Below are 14919 nucleotides of genomic sequence, written 5' to 3'. Positions count from 1 at the left end.
CAGGCGTTTGCCGTCGCCGCGGGCTTGATCTTATAGACCGAGAGCGGCTTTCTTTCGCACAAGCATCTCGTCAATCCGTTGACGGCTCTCCTCCATCGTCAGAAACGGCCCCTTGCTCCTTTCCTCGATCAAGGCGCGCAGGGCCTTTATTTCGGCCTCTTTCCGTTCCGTCTCTTTCCGCAGGAGCTCCAGCCCGCGCTGGACGACGGCGCTCACGCTGGCATAGCGGCCTTCTTCCACGAGCCGGCGGGCAAAGGCGTCCTGCTGGTCGGAGATCGAGACGGATGCTTTTACGGTCATGGCGCGGGGCTCCCGTGGTACCTGCACCCAAAATGCTACCCAGTCGCAATCTCGTCAATTTCAAAGCGGCGCGGACCGGGATGCCGGCCTTTTGGAGGATCAGCCGATGAGCAAGAAAACCGTCGCCGACTGGCAGGCACTGGCGGAAAAGGAACTCAAAGCTTCGCCTGACACCCTGGTCTGGAACACGCCCGAGGGCATCGCCGTCAAGCCGCTCTATACGGCCGAGGATCTGCAAGGGCTCGCGCATCTCGACAGCCTGCCAGGCCTGGCGCCCTTCGTGCGCGGCCCGAGGGCCACCATGTATGCCGGCAGGCCCTGGACCATCCGCCAATATGCCGGCTTCTCAACGGCGGAGGAATCCAATGCCTTCTACCGCCGCAATCTGGCGGCCGGCCAGAAGGGCCTCTCGGTCGCCTTCGATCTCGCGACACATCGCGGTTATGACAGCGACCATCCGCGTGTGGAAGGCGATGTCGGTAAGGCGGGCGTGGCGATCGACAGCGTCGAGGACATGAAGATCCTGTTCGACGGGATTCCGCTCAAAGACATGTCGGTTTCCATGACCATGAACGGCGCGGTCATCCCGATCCTCGCCTGTTTCATCGTCGCGGGCGAGGAGCAGGGCTGTCCCCGCGCCGTGCTCTCCGGCACCATTCAGAACGACATTCTCAAGGAGTTCATGGTCCGCAACACCTATATCTATCCGCCCGAACCCTCGATGCGGATCGTTGCCGACATCATCGACTATACCGCGCGGGAGATGCCGCGCTTCAATTCCGTCTCCATCTCCGGCTACCACATGCAGGAGGCGGGCGCGACATTGGTGCAGGAGCTGGCCTTCACGCTGGCCGACGGGCGCGACTATGTGCGCGCGGCGCTGGCCAAGGGGCTCGATGTGGACGAGTTCGCCGGCCGGCTTTCCTTCTTCTTCGCCATCGGCATGAATTTCTTCATGGAGGCGGCCAAGCTGCGCGCGGCGCGGCTCTTGTGGACGCGGATCATGCAGGAATTCCAGCCGAAAAAGCCGGCCTCGCTGATGCTGCGCACCCATTGCCAGACCTCCGGCGTCTCGCTGCAGGAGCAGGACCCCTATAACAACGTCATCCGCACGGCCTATGAGGCGCTCTCGGCCGTGCTCGGCGGCACGCAGTCGCTGCACACCAATGCGCTGGATGAGGCCATGGCGCTGCCGACGGAATTTTCCGCCCGCATCGCCCGCAACACCCAGCTGATCCTCCAGCACGAGACCGGCGTGACCCGCGTGGTCGATCCCTTGGCCGGCTCCTATTATGTGGAAAGCCTGACCAACGAACTGGCGGAAAAGGCCTGGGCGCTGATCGAGGAGGTGGAGGCGCTCGGCGGGATGACCCGCGCGGTGGCGGACGGCCTGCCGAAACGGCTGATCGAGGAGGCGGCGACGCTGCGCCAGGCGCGGGTGGACCGGCGCGAGGAGATCATCGTCGGCGTCAACGCCTACAGGCTCGAAAACGAGGAGCCGATCGACATCCTGTCCATCGACAACACCGCCGTGCGCCTGGCGCAGATCGCGCGGCTGGAGAGAACGCGGCAGACGCGCGACGCGGCGAGGGTGGCCGAGACGCTCGGCCTTCTGGCGGAGGTTGCCCGCTCCGGGGCCGGCAATCTGCTGGAGGCGGCCGTTGAGGCGGCGCGGGCGCGCGCCACGGTCGGCGAGATCTCCGACACGCTGCGCCAGTGCTTCGGCGATCACACGGCCCGGCCCGAGGTGGTCGGCGACATTTACGGCCCGGCCTATGCCGACGATCCCGAATATGAGACGCTGACCGGCCGGCTTGCCGCGCACGCAGCGGCGCGCGGGGCCGCGCCGCGCATCATGGTGGCCAAGCTCGGGCAGGACGGACATGATCGCGGCGCCAAGGTGATCGCCTCGGCCTTCGGCGATATCGGCTTCGACGTGCTGGCTGGGCCCCTGTTCCAGACGCCGGACGAGGCGGCGGCCATGGCGGTGGAAAATGGCGTGCAGGTCGTCGGCCTCTCCTCGCTCGCCGCCGGCCACAAGACGCTGGCGCCGCAGCTGGTGGAGGCCTTGAAGGCGCGCGGCGCAAGCGAGGTGATCGTCGTGGTCGGCGGCGTCATTCCCAGGCAGGACTATGCCTTCCTGATGGAGCACGGCGTTGCCGCCGTGTTCGGGCCGGGCACGCCGGTTCTGGAGGCGGCCAATGCCGTTCTCGATCTTCTCGAAGGCAAGCGCCGCAACCAGTGAGATAGAACATGATCACAGGGCTGAACCACGTCGCCATCGCCGTGCCGGATCTCGAAAAGGCCGCCGCCCCCTATCGCGCGCTGGGGGCTCAGGTCTCCGCGCCGCAGGACCTGGCGGAGCATGGCGTCACCGTCGTCTTCGTCACCCTGCCCAACACCAAGATCGAGCTTCTCGCGCCCTTCGGCGAGGCCTCGCCGATCGCGGGCTTTCTGGAGAAGAACCCGGCCGGCGGCATCCATCACATTTGCCTGGAGGTGGAGGACATCGCGGCCGCAGCCGAAACGGTCACCGGCCTCGGCGCGCGCCTGCTGGGCGATGGCAGGCCAAAAAATGGGGCGCATGGCAAGCCGGTGATCTTCGTGCACCCCAAGGATTTTCAGGGCGCGCTGGTGGAGTTCGAGCAGGGGTGAGTGCGCGCGCCTTACACCTCGAACACGTCGTCGAACGAGTCGGGGAAATTCTGGCGCGCCACGCGCTCGTTGATCTGCAGCAGCGTCTCGTAGGACAGCGGATCGAAGCTCTTGTCGACGGCGACGACCTCGCGACCGAAGAGCAGGTTCAGCCGGGCGGCATCGAGATTTCCGCGCTCGAACGGCTCGGTGCCGAAATGGTGCCAGAGCGCGTGCAGGAAGGCGGCATCGATCCGATATTCCTTGGTGCCCGGCCGGCCTTTTCGCGGCAGGGCCTTCAGCGGCGTCACGCCCTTGGGATTGGCGCGGCGGATGGTGAACTGGATGCCCGTGCCCGGCATGCCGCTGGGAAAGCCGCGATGCTTGGTCATTTCCGGCAGGTTGGCCATGTCTTTTTCTCCGCACGGTCTCCCGCATCTCCGGCGGCACCGTAATCGCCCGAAACGCGCATTCTCTTCATCGCACGCCATCGCTGAGGAGATCTCCCAAAGCCATGGCAGCCGAAGCGCCGCGCGATCGATCAGAATCGCTCGGGCGCTCCGGCCTTCTTTTGCGGTGTCCGGCGCCTGCGCGCAAGCGCGCGGACAGCGGGCAAGGGTATCAGCCGAGCTTGTCCTGCGTCTTCGTGTCGAAGTCGGCGGCGTCGTGGCGCTCGTGCAGTTGGGTGGAGGGATCGCCCGAGGTGCGGTTCACCATGGCGCCGCGCTTCACGCCCCGGCGCGCGCCGAGCTGTTTGGCCCAGCGCACAACATGCTCATATTCATGCGTGGCCAGGAATTCGCCAGCGCGGGGATAGGAATCATCCAGCGCGAGGCGGCCATACCAGGGCCAGATCGCCATGTCGGCGATGGTATAATCGCTGCCGGCGACGAATTCATTGGCAGCCAGCTGGCGGTTCAGCACGTCCATCTGCCGCTTGGCCTCCATGGCGTAGCGGTCGATCGCATATTGGATCTTCACCGGCGCATAGGCGAAGAAATGGCCGAAGCCGCCGCCGACGAAGGGGGCCGAGCCCATCTGCCAGAACAGCCAGTTCAGCGCTTCCGTGCGCCCGCGCAGGTCGGCGGGCAGGAAGGCGCCGAATTTTTCGGCGAGATAGACGAGGATCGAGCCGGATTCGAACAGGCGCAGCGGCGCCCCGCCATCCTTCGGCTTGTGGTCCATCAGCGCCGGGATCTTGGAGTTGGGGTTCACATCGACGAAGCCCGAGCCGAACTGGTCGCCCTTGCCGATATTGATCAGCCAGGCATCGTATTCGGCCTCCGTGTGGCCGGCATCCAGAAGCTCTTCCAGAAGGATGGTCACCTTGACGCCGTTCGGCGTGCCCAGCGAATAGAGTTGCAGCGGATGCTGGCCGACGGGCAGATCCTTGTCATGCGTCGGGCCGGCGATCGGCCGGTTGATCGAGGCGAACTGGCCACCATTGCCCGCCTCCCACTGCCACACCTTCGCCGGTTCATAGCCGGCCGGCAGATTGTTCTCAGGCGGAAATTTCGAATCGCTCATGGAAAGGGTCCCTTGCTTGGCGTGACAGACAGTCTGGTCCGCGTCGATCACAGGCCTGTTGCACATCGTTATTCGCAAGGCGCTTGACAAGGCCCTCCGCTGCCGGGCCTGGCCTCTTTCTTGGCGCCGCCGCTCGCCCCCGCTGGCAAAGAGAAACGCCGGCGATGGCCGTCATGGTCGGGGGCGGAAGGGCGGCCGGCAACCGGCCGCCTCGCCTCTCAAAGACGCGGGTCGATGATGGTGATGCCGTCGGGCGCCTTGCGGCCCATCTCGGTCAAGGCCGTCACCGCGCTCTCCAGCGAAATCGTCTCGCCGAGGAGGCGCTGCGGCTGAAGGCTTCCGGCCTCGATCATCGCCAGCATGGCGTCATAGCGCCAGGCCTGCATGCCGTGGCTGCCATAGATCTCCAGCTCATGGGCGATCACCTGCGCCATGGGAATTTCCGGCTTGGCGTGATCGGCCAGCATCAGCCCCACCTGAACATGCCGGCCGCGCCGGCGCAGATTGGCGATGGAGTTGAAGCAGGTCTCGGGATGGCCCAGCGCATCGATGGAGACATGGGCGCCGCCGCCGGTGATCTCGCGCACCGCCTCGACCACGGAGGCGACCTCGCGGCTGTTGACGCTGGCTGTGGCGCCGAGCGCGCGGGCGAGCGCCAGCTTCGGCTCGGCCACGTCGATGGCGACGACGCGCGCGCCGAGCGCGGCGGCGATCATGATGGCCGATAGCCCGACGCCGCCGGCGCCATGGACGGCGACCCATTCCCCGCCCTTCACCCGGCCCTGATCGGCAACCGCGCGGAAAGAGGTGGCGAAGCGGCAGCCGAGGCTTGCCGCCGTCGGGAAATCCATCGCCTCGGGCAGGCGCACGAGATTGTGGTCGGCCCGGTCGATCGCCACGAAATCGGCAAAGGAGCCCCAATGGGTGAAGCCCGGCTGGAACTGCGCCTCGCAGACCTGCTGGTGGCCGGCATGGCACTCCTTGCAATGGCCGCAGGCAGCGATGAAGGGAACGGTGACGCGCTCGCCCACGCGGAAGCGGCGCACATCCGGGCCGACGGCGGCGACCACGCCGGCAAATTCATGGCCGGGCACATGCGGCAGGCGAATGTCCGTGTCATGCCCCATCCAGCCATGCCAGTCGCTGCGGCAGAGCCCCGTGGCCTTCACCTCGATCACCACGCCATCGCGCGAGGGCGTCGGGTCGGGCACCGTCAGGACTTCGGGTGTCTGGCCAAAGGCCTCGAACAGCATGGCTTTCATACGAATATCTCCGTTTTGTCGAAACCTCTGATAGGCGTGGAGCGCGCGGACGGTCAAGCCGTCCGGCCGCCAGCCCTCAGCCGTCAGACCTCACAGTCTGTTCAAGAATTGCTGTTGGTCTGACGAAAATGGTGATTTCGAGAACCGGAGCGCAGCGTACTTAAGGTACGTGAGCACCGGAAGCGCAGAAATTGCCATTTGCAGGCGGCCAACGGCGATTATGGGACAGACTGTCAGACCTCACGGGCCGCGTAGGCGCTCGTCGCCGCCTGCCAGAAATCCGGATCCTCGTAATCGGTCGGGTCGGCAATGCCGGCCAGGTGGAAGGCCTCGCGCCGCTCGACGCAGGTGCCGCAGCGGCCGCAATGGCGCGCGCCGCCCTTGTAGCAGGACCAGGTCTGCGCAAAGGGCACCGACAGCCGCGCGCCATCGGCGACGATATCCGCCTTCGAGCGCGTGACATAGGGCGTGACCAGCCGCACGCTGGCATAGCCTTCCAGCGCCCGGTCCTGCATGGCCTGGAAGGCATCGATGAAGCCGGGGCGGCAGTCGGGATAGATGAAATGATCGCCGCCATGCACGGCGGCCGCCACAGCATCCGCGCCGCGCGCGGCCGCCAGACCGAAGGCGACGGCCAGCATGATGGCGTTGCGGTTGGGCACGACCGTGGTCTTCATCGTCTCCTCGGCATAATGCCCGTCCGGCACGTCGACATCATCCGTCAGCGCCGAACCGGTCAGGTGACGTCCCACGGGCGAGAGGTCGATCACATCATGCGGCACGCCGAGACGCTCGGCGGCGCGGGCCGCGAAGGTGATCTCCTTCTTGTGGCGCTGGCCGTAATCGAAGGAGAGCAGCCCGACCAGCGTGGCCTCGGCGGCGATGCGGTGGGCAAGCGTGACGGAATCGAGCCCGCCCGAACAGACGACGATGGTTTTCATGGAGGTGCTCCCGTTCGCGTGTCGTGATCCGGCCGCAACCATCATTCCAGGGAGCCGCGGTCAAGCGCAAGCCCGGCCAAAAGCGGTCGATCCGCAGACATGGGGCCCTTCCCGGCCTAGCTCCAGACATGAAAATCACAGGACGACGCCGCATCCGCCCGTGATCGCCGGTGACGGCGGCGGGCGATCGCGATATCAGGCAGGATGCAGCAGGTGAGACGCAGAATGAGCATCGACAAGGCAGGCACGAGCGGGGCGAGCACGGGGCAGGAAGCGGCGGCAGGCGCGAGCGCCGCCGAGGCTGACGCAAAGCCTTCCCTGCCGGCTGCAGACAGCAGGGAGCCGGCGCAGGCCACCCTGCCCGCCCCCCTGTCCGCAAGTTCTACAGGCCGCCCCCTGCTCAGCTGCTACTTTCCCCTCGGCGATCCCGCGATCGCGCTCGACTGCCTGGATCTCTATGCCGGCGAAGGCGTGGACGTTCTGGAGATCGGCATGGCCGCGCCCGATCCCTTTCTCGACGGGGCGGATGTGCGCGCCTCCATGGCGCGCGCCGACCGCACCCGCTGGCGCGGCGATCTCGATGCCGTGCTCGACCGGCTCGCGCGCCTGCCAAACCCGCCCCGCACCCTGCTGATGACCTATGTGGATCCGGCCCATCCGGGGCTTTCCGACACAAGCCTCTGGCGCGGCATCGACAGCCTGCTCGCCGTCTCGCGCCCTAACGATCCGCTTGCCGCCCGGCTGGAAGCCTCGGCGCTTTCGGCCGGCACCGCGCTCTCCGCCTTCGTGGCGCTGCCGCCCTCGCCCTCCGCCTTGATGCGGGCGCGGCAGGCGGGCTTCTATGTGATGCTGCAGGCCCATGACGGGCCGACCGGCCCGCGTGCGCGGCTCGACCCTGAAAACAGCGGGCGCATCGCGTCGCTGCGCACCGAAGGCGTGAAAGCGCCTGTCATGCTCGGTTTCGGCATTTCCACCGGGGAGCAGGCGCGGGCCGCGCGCGATCTCGGCGCCGATGGCGTGGTCGTCGGCTCTCAGGTGCTGCGCGCCGCTCTTGCCGGGCCCGGGGCGCTGCGGCTATTGCTGCGCGAGATGAGGAGCGGCCTTGATGCCTGATTTCGCCCCCGGCACTGCCCGAGAGGATGCCACACGCGACGCCTATGTGATCGGATTCGATATCGGCTCCACCGCCGTGAAGGCGGGGCTGTTCACGCTCGGCGGCACGGTCGTCGACCACTGGAGCCGCGCCTATCCCACCCTGCGCCCCGGCCCGGGGCGGGTGGAACAGGACCCGCAGCACTGGCTGGATGGCGTGCGCGACGCCATTGACGGGCTGCTTGTCGGCCGCGATCCTGGCCGTGTCGTCGCCGTCGGCCTGTGCAGTCAGGTAAACACGGATGTCTTCGTCGATGCCGCCGGCACGCCTCTGGCCCCGGCCATCGTCTGGCAGGATGTGCGCGCCGCACGCGAGGCGCAGGCGCTGGACGCCACGATCACGCCCGCCGAGAAGCAGGCCTGGTGGGGCGCCGAGATGCCGATCGGCGCGAGCCATGCGCTGGCGAAGATGATGTGGTTCAGGAAGCACCATCCCGATCTCTGGCCGCGCGTGGCCCATGTGCTTTCGCCCAAGGATTACTGCCTGCTGAAGCTCACCGGGCAGGCCGTGGCCGACCCGATCGCCTCCTTCGGTCAGGTGGGGCTGGATCTCGCCTATATCGCGCCGCTGATCGCGCGGGTGGAGGGCGCGGCCGAGCGCCTGCCGCCACTGAAGTTTTTCACCGATATCGCCGGCGAGATGCAGCTCGGCAGCCATCCCCGCCGCGTGCCCGTCACCGTCGGCACCATGGATGCCTGGGGCAATCTCTTCGGCTGCGGCGTCTTCTCGCCCGGACAGGGCATGTATGTCAGCGGCACCAGCGAGATCCTGGCGCTGGCGGGGGCTGAGCGCATCGGCGCGCCGGGGGTCGTCACCTTCGCCACGGTGAACGGGCTGGTGGTCAATGCCGGGCCGACGCAGAGCGGAGCGGACTCGTTGCGCTGGTGGAGCGGCACGGCCGGCATCGAGCCCGGCGCGGTTGCGGATCTCGCCGCCAGGGCCGACCGCGACGGCCGCCCCATCCTGTTCCTGCCGCATCTGGAGGGCGAGCGCGCGCCGCTCTGGGACGCCGATATTCGCGGCGCCTTCATCGGGCTGGACAGCCGCAGCGGCGGGCCGGACTTCGCGCTGGCAGTGCTGGAAGGCGTGGCGCTGTCGGCGCGCCATCTGTTCCAGTCACTGACAAAGGCCGCCGGCTATCGCCCTGATCGCCTGCTTTATGGCGGCGGCGGCGCCCGCTCCGATCTCTGGAGCCAGATCCGCGCCGATTGCCTCGGCGTGGCGCTGCACCGCTTCGCCTATCAGGATGTCGGCTGTCTCGGCGCGGCGATCATCGCCGCCGTCGGCGTCGGCGCCTTTTCCACGCTGGAGGAGGCCGTGCCGGCCATGACCTCGGTGGAGCGCGTGTTCGAGCCCGACCCGAAGCGGCTCAAGCGCTACGACCGCATGTTCGACGCCTATTGCAAGACCATCGACGCGCTGCGGCCGCTGGGGATCATCGACACCGATGCGCAACCCGCCGAAACGGCAAGCTGAGCAACAAGATTCTGACAACAAAGAGAGGAACACCCATGATCAAGACCCTGCTGCCCGCCGCCCTCGCCCTGTCGCTCAGCGCCGGCGCCGCCTTCGCCACGGATGTGACGATCCTGACCCCCTATATCAGCTCGATCCCGACCAACGAGATGGCGCAGAGCTTCAAGGCCGAGGGCGAGAAGCGCGGCTGGACGGTGACCATCATCGACACGCGCAATGATTTCGGCCAGCTGGCCTCGCGCATGGAAGACACCGTCAACGCCAAGGCCAATGCGATCGTGCTGATCTCCACCGATCCGGCCCAGGTCGGCGATCAGGTGGACATGGCGGCCAAGGCCGGCATTCCGGTGATCTCGCTCGACGGCTCCAAGCGCGACAACGTCGCCGTCAACGTCACCTCCAACAATTTCGAGCTGGGCACGCAGCTGTCGGAAGCGCTGTTCAAGGCTATGGGCGGCAAGGGCAACATCGTCAAGTTCTTCCACTCCGCCCATCCGGGCGTGCACCAGCGCGAGCTCGGCCTCGACGCCACGCTGAAGAACTATCCCGACATCAAGGTGATCGCCGATCACTTCGTCAAGGTTCCCGGCCCCGTCGATGACGGGCGGGTGGCCATGGAAAACATCCTGCGCCAGCATGGCGACAAGATCGACGGCGTCTGGGCCGCCTTCGACGATCCGGGCATCGGCGCGGAGCTGGCAACCGAGTCCGAAAAGCCCGATTCCAAGCTGATCATCATGGGCATCGACGGCAATGCCCAGGCCGTGGACATGATCAAGTCCTGTACCCATTACAAGGCGACCTTCCGCCAGGACTTCCCGAAGATGGCGGAACTGGGCGCCGCAGAGCTGGACAAGATCCTCAAGGGCGGCAGGGCCGACAAGGACGAAATGTATGTGCCGGCCGTGATGATCACGCCGGAAACGCTCGGCGCCAAGTGCTCCTGATCAACGCATCAAACAGGCTTCGCCAGGCCGCATCGACCGGGCGAAGCGCCTGCGCGCGCCCTCTCCCAAGCGATGCCGCGCTTCTGCGATGCGCGCCGGGGCACCGGACCGTGCAGGGGCCGGATCCCGCCCCTCGACCCGCTGCTTCATTCACAAATGCCGAGGTTTTCCCGTGCTTTTGAGCATTCGAGGGCTGGAAAAGCGCTTCAGCGGCGCCCGGGCGCTGGCCGGCGCCGATCTGGAGGTCGCAGCCGGCTCCGTTCATGGCCTTCTGGGCGAGAACGGGGCGGGCAAGTCGACGCTGATCAAGGCGCTGTCGGGTCTCGTCAGACCCGACGCCGGCACCATCCGGCTGGATGGCACGCCCGTGACGATCGATGGCGTGGCCGAGGCCGAAGCGCTGGGCTTCCGCTTCATCCATCAGGAACTGAGCCTGGTTCCGCATTTCACGGCGGTGGAAAATGCCTTTGTCGGCCGGCGCTATCCCCGGCGCGGCCCCTTCATCGATCGCAGGGCCATGGCGCAGGCCATTGCCGAGGTGGCCCGCGACATCGCGCCCGACCTGCCGCTCGACGTGCCCGCCGCAAGGCTCACCACGGGCCAGAAGCAGCTGGTGGAAATCATCCGCGCGCTCACCGGCGCGCCGGCGCGCCTCGTCGTCATGGACGAGCCGACGGCCTCGCTCTCGGATGGCGAGGCCCGGCGGCTGCATCAGGCCGTCAGGCGGCTCTCCGCGCGCGGCGTCGCGGTGATCTTCATTTCCCACAGGCTGGACGAGGTGATGGCGCTCTGCGACCGCTTCACCGTGCTGCGCAACGGGGCGACGGCCGGCAGTGGCGCCATTTCCGAAATCGATCGCCCCGGCCTCGTGCGCCTCATGTCCGGCCGGGAGGAGCTGGCGGCCGCGCCGCGCGCCGTGCCGGCGCAAAGCCCTGCCGTGCTCACCGTTTCCGCCCTGCCGTTCGGGCCCGGCGAGGAGAGGATCTCCTTCGCGATCCGCTCGGGCGAGATCCTCGGCCTCTACGGCCTTGTCGGCGCCGGCCGCTCCTCGCTGATGAAGATCGTCTGGGGTGCGCGCGGCCATGATGAGGGCGAGATCCGGCTGGACGGCCGGCGCTTGCGGCCCGGCAGCATCGGCGACCGGATCGCGGCCGGCGGCGCCTATGTGCCTGAGGACCGCCGCCATGAGGGGCTGATCACCTCCCGTTCGATCGCCGAGAATCTGGCGATCGCCGACCTCACCGCCGTGCGGCTCCAGCCCGGCCTGCCACTGACGGGGCTTGGCGCGCTGAAGCGCCGGGCGCTGGCGATCCAGGCGGCGCTGGCGGTGAAGATGGGCTCGCCCTTCGACCGGCCGCTGACGCTTTCGGGCGGCAACCAGCAGAAGCTGCTCTTCGGCCGCTGGTTCGGCCGGCCGATCCGCCTCCTGATCCTCGACGAGCCGACCCGCGGCGTCGATGTCGGCGCCAAGGCGGAAATCCACGCGCTCGCCCGACGCTTCGCCGAGGCGGGCGCCGCCGTTTTGATGACCACTTCCGACATGGACGAGCTGCTCGCGCTCTCCTCGCGCGTGCTGGTGCTCGCCGGCGGGCGCATCACGGCCGAGCTCGACGGCGCGGCGCTGACCCCGGCGCGCATCATCGACGCCGCCTTTCAACACGCATCCCGGAAAGATCCCGCAGCATGACCGGTTTCGTCAGACGGTTCGGCACGCTCGCCGCGCTCCTCGTCCTCATCGCCGCCTTCTCGCTGGTCTCGCCCGGCGCGTTCGGCTCGGCCGGAAACCTGATCAACATCACCCAGCAGATGACGCTGCTCGCCATCGTCGCCATCGGCGCGACGGTGGTGATGGCGGTGGGCGAGTTCGATCTGTCGACGGCGGCGATCGTCTCCTTCGGCGGCATTCTCGCAGTCACCCTCTTCAAGCTCGGCGTGCCGCCACCGCTCGCCTGCCTCGCGGTTCTCCTGGCCGCCGCCGCTTTTGGCGCCCTGTCCGGCTTCGTCGTCGCCCGTTTCGAGGTGCTGTCCTTCATCGCCACGCTGTCGGTCGGCACCATCATCGGCGGGGTCACCTTCTGGCTCTGCCAGGGCGCCACGCTGTTCGGCGACATTCCCGCCGGCTTTCGCGATATCGGCCGCGGCACGCTGTTCGGCCTGCCGACCTTGACCTGGTGGCTGATCGCCACCGGACTCGCCGCCTGGCTGCTGCTCGACAAATTGGAAATCGGCCGGCGGCTCTATGCCATTGGCGGCAACAGGGAAGCGGCAAGGCTTGCCGGCGTGCGGATCGTGCCCAACACCATGTTCGCCTTCACCGTCTCGGCCGTGCTCTCGGCGCTGGTCGGCATCCTGCTCACCGCCCGCATCGGTTCGGCCAATCCCACAGGAGGAGGCGGCTATCTGCTCTCCGCCTATGCCGCCGTCTTCCTCGGCATGACGGCTTTTCGCGAGGGCGAAGCCAATGTGCCGGGCACGCTGGTGGGCGCGGCGATCATCGCCGTCATCGGCAATGGGCTGACCATCCTCGGCGTCTCCACCTTCCTGCAGGACATCATCACCGGCAGCATCATCCTCGCCGCCGTGCTGGTGCGCCGCGTCGGCCGGCAGGGCGGCTGAAACCGAATCCCGCGAGGCTCAAAGCGCTGTCAGACCCAGGCAGGCTGCCTCGATGATTGCGTCGAGCGCCGCGTCGATATTAACCGTCACCACGCCGGGCTCGCCTGTCGGGGACTCCAGCGTCTGCAGCTGGCTTTCCAGCAGCGAGACGGGCATGAAATGGCCCGTGCGCGCGGCCATCCGCTGCTTAAGGAGCTCGAACGAGCCTTCGAGATAGACGAAGGCGAGCGACCCGCCGGCCGCCGCGCGCAGGCGGTCGCGATAGCTCAGCTTCAGCGCCGAGCAGGCGACGATCACCGCGGCTCCGTCGCGCTGGGCCTTGTGGATCTCCGCGCCGATCCTGTCGAGCCAGGGCCAGCGATCCTCATCCGTCAGCGGCGTACCGGCGGCCATCTTGTCGACATTTGCTTTGGGGTGCAGCCGGTCGCCCTCCATGAAGGGCAGTCCGCTGCGCGCGGACAGGCCGGCGCCCACCGAGCTCTTGCCGCAGCCGCTGACGCCCATCACCACCACCGACAGACCCGGGCGCAACCCGCAGGACGCGACGCCGGCGACCGTCGGCGCGGCGGTGGAAACAGGTTCGGACTCAGGCATCGCTCGCTCCTACATCGACATTGCACAGGCCGCGGCCACACCGGCAGCACCCTTCAAAAGCACCGGGCAAAGGCTAACCGGCCAATGGCATCAGGCTGGACACTCTCAGCGGTCCCCAGGTTGAAAACCGCCTGAAAGGAAAAGCGCGCCGCCTTGCTCCCTCATTCCCATATGGACCTCCGCGCGCGCTTGTCGAGACGCGGCGAGCCCCGCGCGGGAATTTCAAAGGGGGCAGGCCCGGGCTGACGCATGGGGATCGGCGGCAGCAAGTTTGGTCTCGTTCAGCCACGATCGCCGCCGCCATCCGCCCATGCCGGTCATCGGCCGGGAGGGGCCGGGAGCATCGGACTGCAGGCGATCGCGGGAGACGACAGATGTGTTAGCGGGCCAGCCAGAGCCGCGACGCATTGCGCCCTGCCCTGCGGCGGACGATTTCCAGTTCGACGCCAGCGCCATCTCCGCCTGATCCCGAGCCCTGATCCCGGGCCCTGACCTCAGGCGTCCGGCCTCGCCGTCCGCCCGTTCGTCCCCGTGCGCTCCTCGCAGGGCAGCAGCGCGGACCAGAGCAGCTCGAGATGGGCGGCGATGAAGTCTTCGAGATCGGTGCTTCTGCGGTCATCGAACATCAGATGCTCGACCGCGCGCAGAAGCGCCGGGCTGATCAGCAGCTCGGGGATTTCGGCAAGCGGCGTCGGGCGAAAGGCGCCACAGGCCACGCCCTCGCGGATCATCTCGCCGGCGGCATCGCACAGGGGCTGCATGAACTCCTCGTCCTGCCGGTCGGCCAGATGCGGAAAACGCGCGCCCTCGGCCACCACGAGGCGCAGGAGCTCGCGGGTCTTGCGATCGGCGACCAGCCGTTGATAGACATAGCGGACAAAGGCCTCGATGCGCTGCGGATAGGGCCCTTCGAGGCTGCGGATATGGGCGCGGGTATCGGCGAGCGGCGTCGAAAGGTGGCGCATCATCTCGCCGAACAGCACCTCCTTGCTTTCGAAATAGACATAGACCGTGCCCTTGGTGACGCCGACGCGCCGGGCGATGTCCTCCACCCTCGTCGCCGCATAGCCCTGAGCGGAAAATTCCTCGAAGGCCGCTTCGAGAATTTCCATCGGCCGGGCCGCCTTGCGCTGGGCGCGCGGTCCCTTTCCATCCGTCGGGCTCATAGCGGTTCTCCTGTCTTCCTGTCGTTCGGCCCGCTGGCGAAAGGCCGGGCGCCGCCTCCGTGTCCCCGAAAAGGCCCCAGAACCCGCGATTGGCATATACGCATCATCCGAAATATTCATTTATGGCCGGCACGATCGAAGCCAAGATTTTGATGCAGGGTTGGCTTCATGCACTGGGCTTGAATTATTTCATTGACTAAAGGGTCAGTCAATTCTATTCACCGGATTGTGAGGTCCCCCAATAAATCGAGGCGATCATGGGACGAACCAACAAATCCCGGACCAGAAGATCTAAGGCGAGGA

Annotated in this window: 14 protein-coding genes; 7 read left to right on the top strand and 7 right to left on the bottom strand. The window is 67.2% G+C overall.

Annotated elements, in window-relative coordinates:
- Positions 1 to 30 precede the first annotated feature (30 nt).
- Positions 31 to 300 carry a type II toxin-antitoxin system ParD family antitoxin gene (locus tag BJF92_RS10355; protein ID WP_075634673.1) on the bottom strand — a complete coding sequence of 90 codons (270 nt, stop codon included), beginning with the start codon at positions 298 to 300 and terminating at the stop codon, positions 31 to 33.
- Between the two features lie 106 nt (positions 301 to 406).
- Between BJF92_RS10355 and scpA the strand changes: the two genes are divergently transcribed.
- Both scpA and mce read left to right on the top strand, forming a co-directional pair.
- Entirely contained in the window at positions 407 to 2545 is a 2139-nt protein-coding gene (scpA, locus tag BJF92_RS10350) for a methylmalonyl-CoA mutase (protein WP_075634672.1), read from the top strand.
- Between the two features lie 8 nt (positions 2546 to 2553).
- Positions 2554 to 2955: a methylmalonyl-CoA epimerase gene (gene mce, locus BJF92_RS10345; RefSeq protein WP_075634671.1), complete on the top strand. Its 402-nt coding sequence runs from the start codon at positions 2554 to 2556 to the stop codon at positions 2953 to 2955.
- A gap of 11 nt (positions 2956 to 2966) precedes the next feature.
- Here the strand turns inward: mce and BJF92_RS10340 are convergent, their stop codons facing one another.
- The 4 genes from BJF92_RS10340 to queC all read right to left on the bottom strand — a co-directional run bounded on the left by BJF92_RS10340 (position 2967) and on the right by queC (position 6664).
- Positions 2967 to 3344, bottom strand: a complete 378-nt coding sequence (locus tag BJF92_RS10340; RefSeq protein ID WP_075634670.1) for a hypothetical protein — start codon at positions 3342 to 3344, stop codon at positions 2967 to 2969.
- A gap of 211 nt (positions 3345 to 3555) precedes the next feature.
- Positions 3556 to 4461, bottom strand: a complete 906-nt coding sequence (gene yghU / locus BJF92_RS10335; protein ID WP_075634669.1) for a glutathione-dependent disulfide-bond oxidoreductase — start codon at positions 4459 to 4461, stop codon at positions 3556 to 3558.
- Positions 4462 to 4679: 218 nt separating this feature from the next.
- Positions 4680 to 5723 (bottom strand): zinc-dependent alcohol dehydrogenase family protein, encoded by a 1044-nt coding sequence (locus tag BJF92_RS10330; RefSeq protein WP_075634668.1) that lies wholly within the window; start codon positions 5721 to 5723, stop codon positions 4680 to 4682.
- Positions 5724 to 5956: 233 nt separating this feature from the next.
- A complete protein-coding gene (gene queC / locus BJF92_RS10325; protein WP_075634667.1) occupies positions 5957 to 6664 on the bottom strand; it encodes a 7-cyano-7-deazaguanine synthase QueC in 708 nt (235 codons plus the stop codon).
- Between the two features lie 225 nt (positions 6665 to 6889).
- On the opposite strand from queC, the gene BJF92_RS10320 reads away from it, so the two are divergent.
- From BJF92_RS10320 to BJF92_RS10300, 5 genes are all read left to right on the top strand, one after another.
- Positions 6890 to 7777: a tryptophan synthase subunit alpha gene (locus BJF92_RS10320; RefSeq protein WP_075634666.1), complete on the top strand. Its 888-nt coding sequence runs from the start codon at positions 6890 to 6892 to the stop codon at positions 7775 to 7777.
- Positions 7770 to 9293: a xylulokinase gene (locus BJF92_RS10315; RefSeq protein ID WP_075634665.1), complete on the top strand. Its 1524-nt coding sequence runs from the start codon at positions 7770 to 7772 to the stop codon at positions 9291 to 9293. The genes BJF92_RS10320 and BJF92_RS10315 overlap by 8 nt, the downstream gene beginning before the upstream one ends.
- Before the next feature lie 35 nt (positions 9294 to 9328).
- Positions 9329 to 10240 carry a sugar ABC transporter substrate-binding protein gene (locus tag BJF92_RS10310; protein ID WP_075634664.1) on the top strand — a complete coding sequence of 304 codons (912 nt, stop codon included), beginning with the start codon at positions 9329 to 9331 and terminating at the stop codon, positions 10238 to 10240.
- A gap of 172 nt (positions 10241 to 10412) precedes the next feature.
- On the top strand, positions 10413 to 11927 hold the full coding sequence (locus tag BJF92_RS10305; protein ID WP_075634663.1) for a sugar ABC transporter ATP-binding protein: 1515 nt from the start codon (positions 10413 to 10415) through the stop codon (positions 11925 to 11927).
- Positions 11924 to 12856: an ABC transporter permease gene (locus BJF92_RS10300; RefSeq protein ID WP_075634662.1), complete on the top strand. Its 933-nt coding sequence runs from the start codon at positions 11924 to 11926 to the stop codon at positions 12854 to 12856. The genes BJF92_RS10305 and BJF92_RS10300 overlap by 4 nt, the downstream gene beginning before the upstream one ends.
- Before the next feature lie 18 nt (positions 12857 to 12874).
- Here BJF92_RS10300 and BJF92_RS10295 read toward each other — a convergent pair whose 3' ends face one another.
- Both BJF92_RS10295 and BJF92_RS10290 read right to left on the bottom strand, forming a co-directional pair.
- Positions 12875 to 13360 (bottom strand): gluconokinase, encoded by a 486-nt coding sequence (locus BJF92_RS10295; protein ID WP_075634752.1) that lies wholly within the window; start codon positions 13358 to 13360, stop codon positions 12875 to 12877.
- Positions 13361 to 13944: 584 nt separating this feature from the next.
- Entirely contained in the window at positions 13945 to 14616 is a 672-nt protein-coding gene (locus BJF92_RS10290; RefSeq protein ID WP_075634661.1) for a TetR/AcrR family transcriptional regulator, read from the bottom strand.
- Between the last annotated feature and the right edge of the window lie 303 nt (positions 14617 to 14919).

Source organism: Xaviernesmea rhizosphaerae (assembly GCF_001938945.1).
Lineage (GTDB): Bacteria > Pseudomonadota > Alphaproteobacteria > Rhizobiales > Rhizobiaceae > Xaviernesmea > Xaviernesmea rhizosphaerae.
This window is presented reverse-complemented; position numbering and strand designations above follow the sequence as displayed.

What these genes read in the sequence shown, in the direction of transcription:
- BJF92_RS10290 (WP_075634661.1), bottom strand. Translation starts at nt 14,616, where the DNA reads ATGAGCCCGACGGATGGAAAGGGACCGCGCGCCCAGCGCAAGGCGGCC.
- BJF92_RS10310 (WP_075634664.1), top strand. Translation starts at nt 9,329, where the DNA reads ATGATCAAGACCCTGCTGCCCGCCGCCCTCGCCCTGTCGCTCAGCGCC.
- yghU (WP_075634669.1), bottom strand. Translation starts at nt 4,461, where the DNA reads ATGAGCGATTCGAAATTTCCGCCTGAGAACAATCTGCCGGCCGGCTAT.
- scpA (WP_075634672.1), top strand. Translation starts at nt 407, where the DNA reads ATGAGCAAGAAAACCGTCGCCGACTGGCAGGCACTGGCGGAAAAGGAA.
- BJF92_RS10340 (WP_075634670.1), bottom strand. Translation starts at nt 3,344, where the DNA reads ATGGCCAACCTGCCGGAAATGACCAAGCATCGCGGCTTTCCCAGCGGC.
- BJF92_RS10320 (WP_075634666.1), top strand. Translation starts at nt 6,890, where the DNA reads ATGAGCATCGACAAGGCAGGCACGAGCGGGGCGAGCACGGGGCAGGAA.
- BJF92_RS10300 (WP_075634662.1), top strand. Translation starts at nt 11,924, where the DNA reads ATGACCGGTTTCGTCAGACGGTTCGGCACGCTCGCCGCGCTCCTCGTC.
- BJF92_RS10295 (WP_075634752.1), bottom strand. Translation starts at nt 13,360, where the DNA reads ATGGGCGTCAGCGGCTGCGGCAAGAGCTCGGTGGGCGCCGGCCTGTCC.
- BJF92_RS10330 (WP_075634668.1), bottom strand. Translation starts at nt 5,723, where the DNA reads ATGAAAGCCATGCTGTTCGAGGCCTTTGGCCAGACACCCGAAGTCCTG.
- BJF92_RS10355 (WP_075634673.1), bottom strand. Translation starts at nt 300, where the DNA reads ATGACCGTAAAAGCATCCGTCTCGATCTCCGACCAGCAGGACGCCTTT.
- BJF92_RS10315 (WP_075634665.1), top strand. Translation starts at nt 7,770, where the DNA reads ATGCCTGATTTCGCCCCCGGCACTGCCCGAGAGGATGCCACACGCGAC.
- mce (WP_075634671.1), top strand. Translation starts at nt 2,554, where the DNA reads ATGATCACAGGGCTGAACCACGTCGCCATCGCCGTGCCGGATCTCGAA.
- queC (WP_075634667.1), bottom strand. Translation starts at nt 6,664, where the DNA reads ATGAAAACCATCGTCGTCTGTTCGGGCGGGCTCGATTCCGTCACGCTT.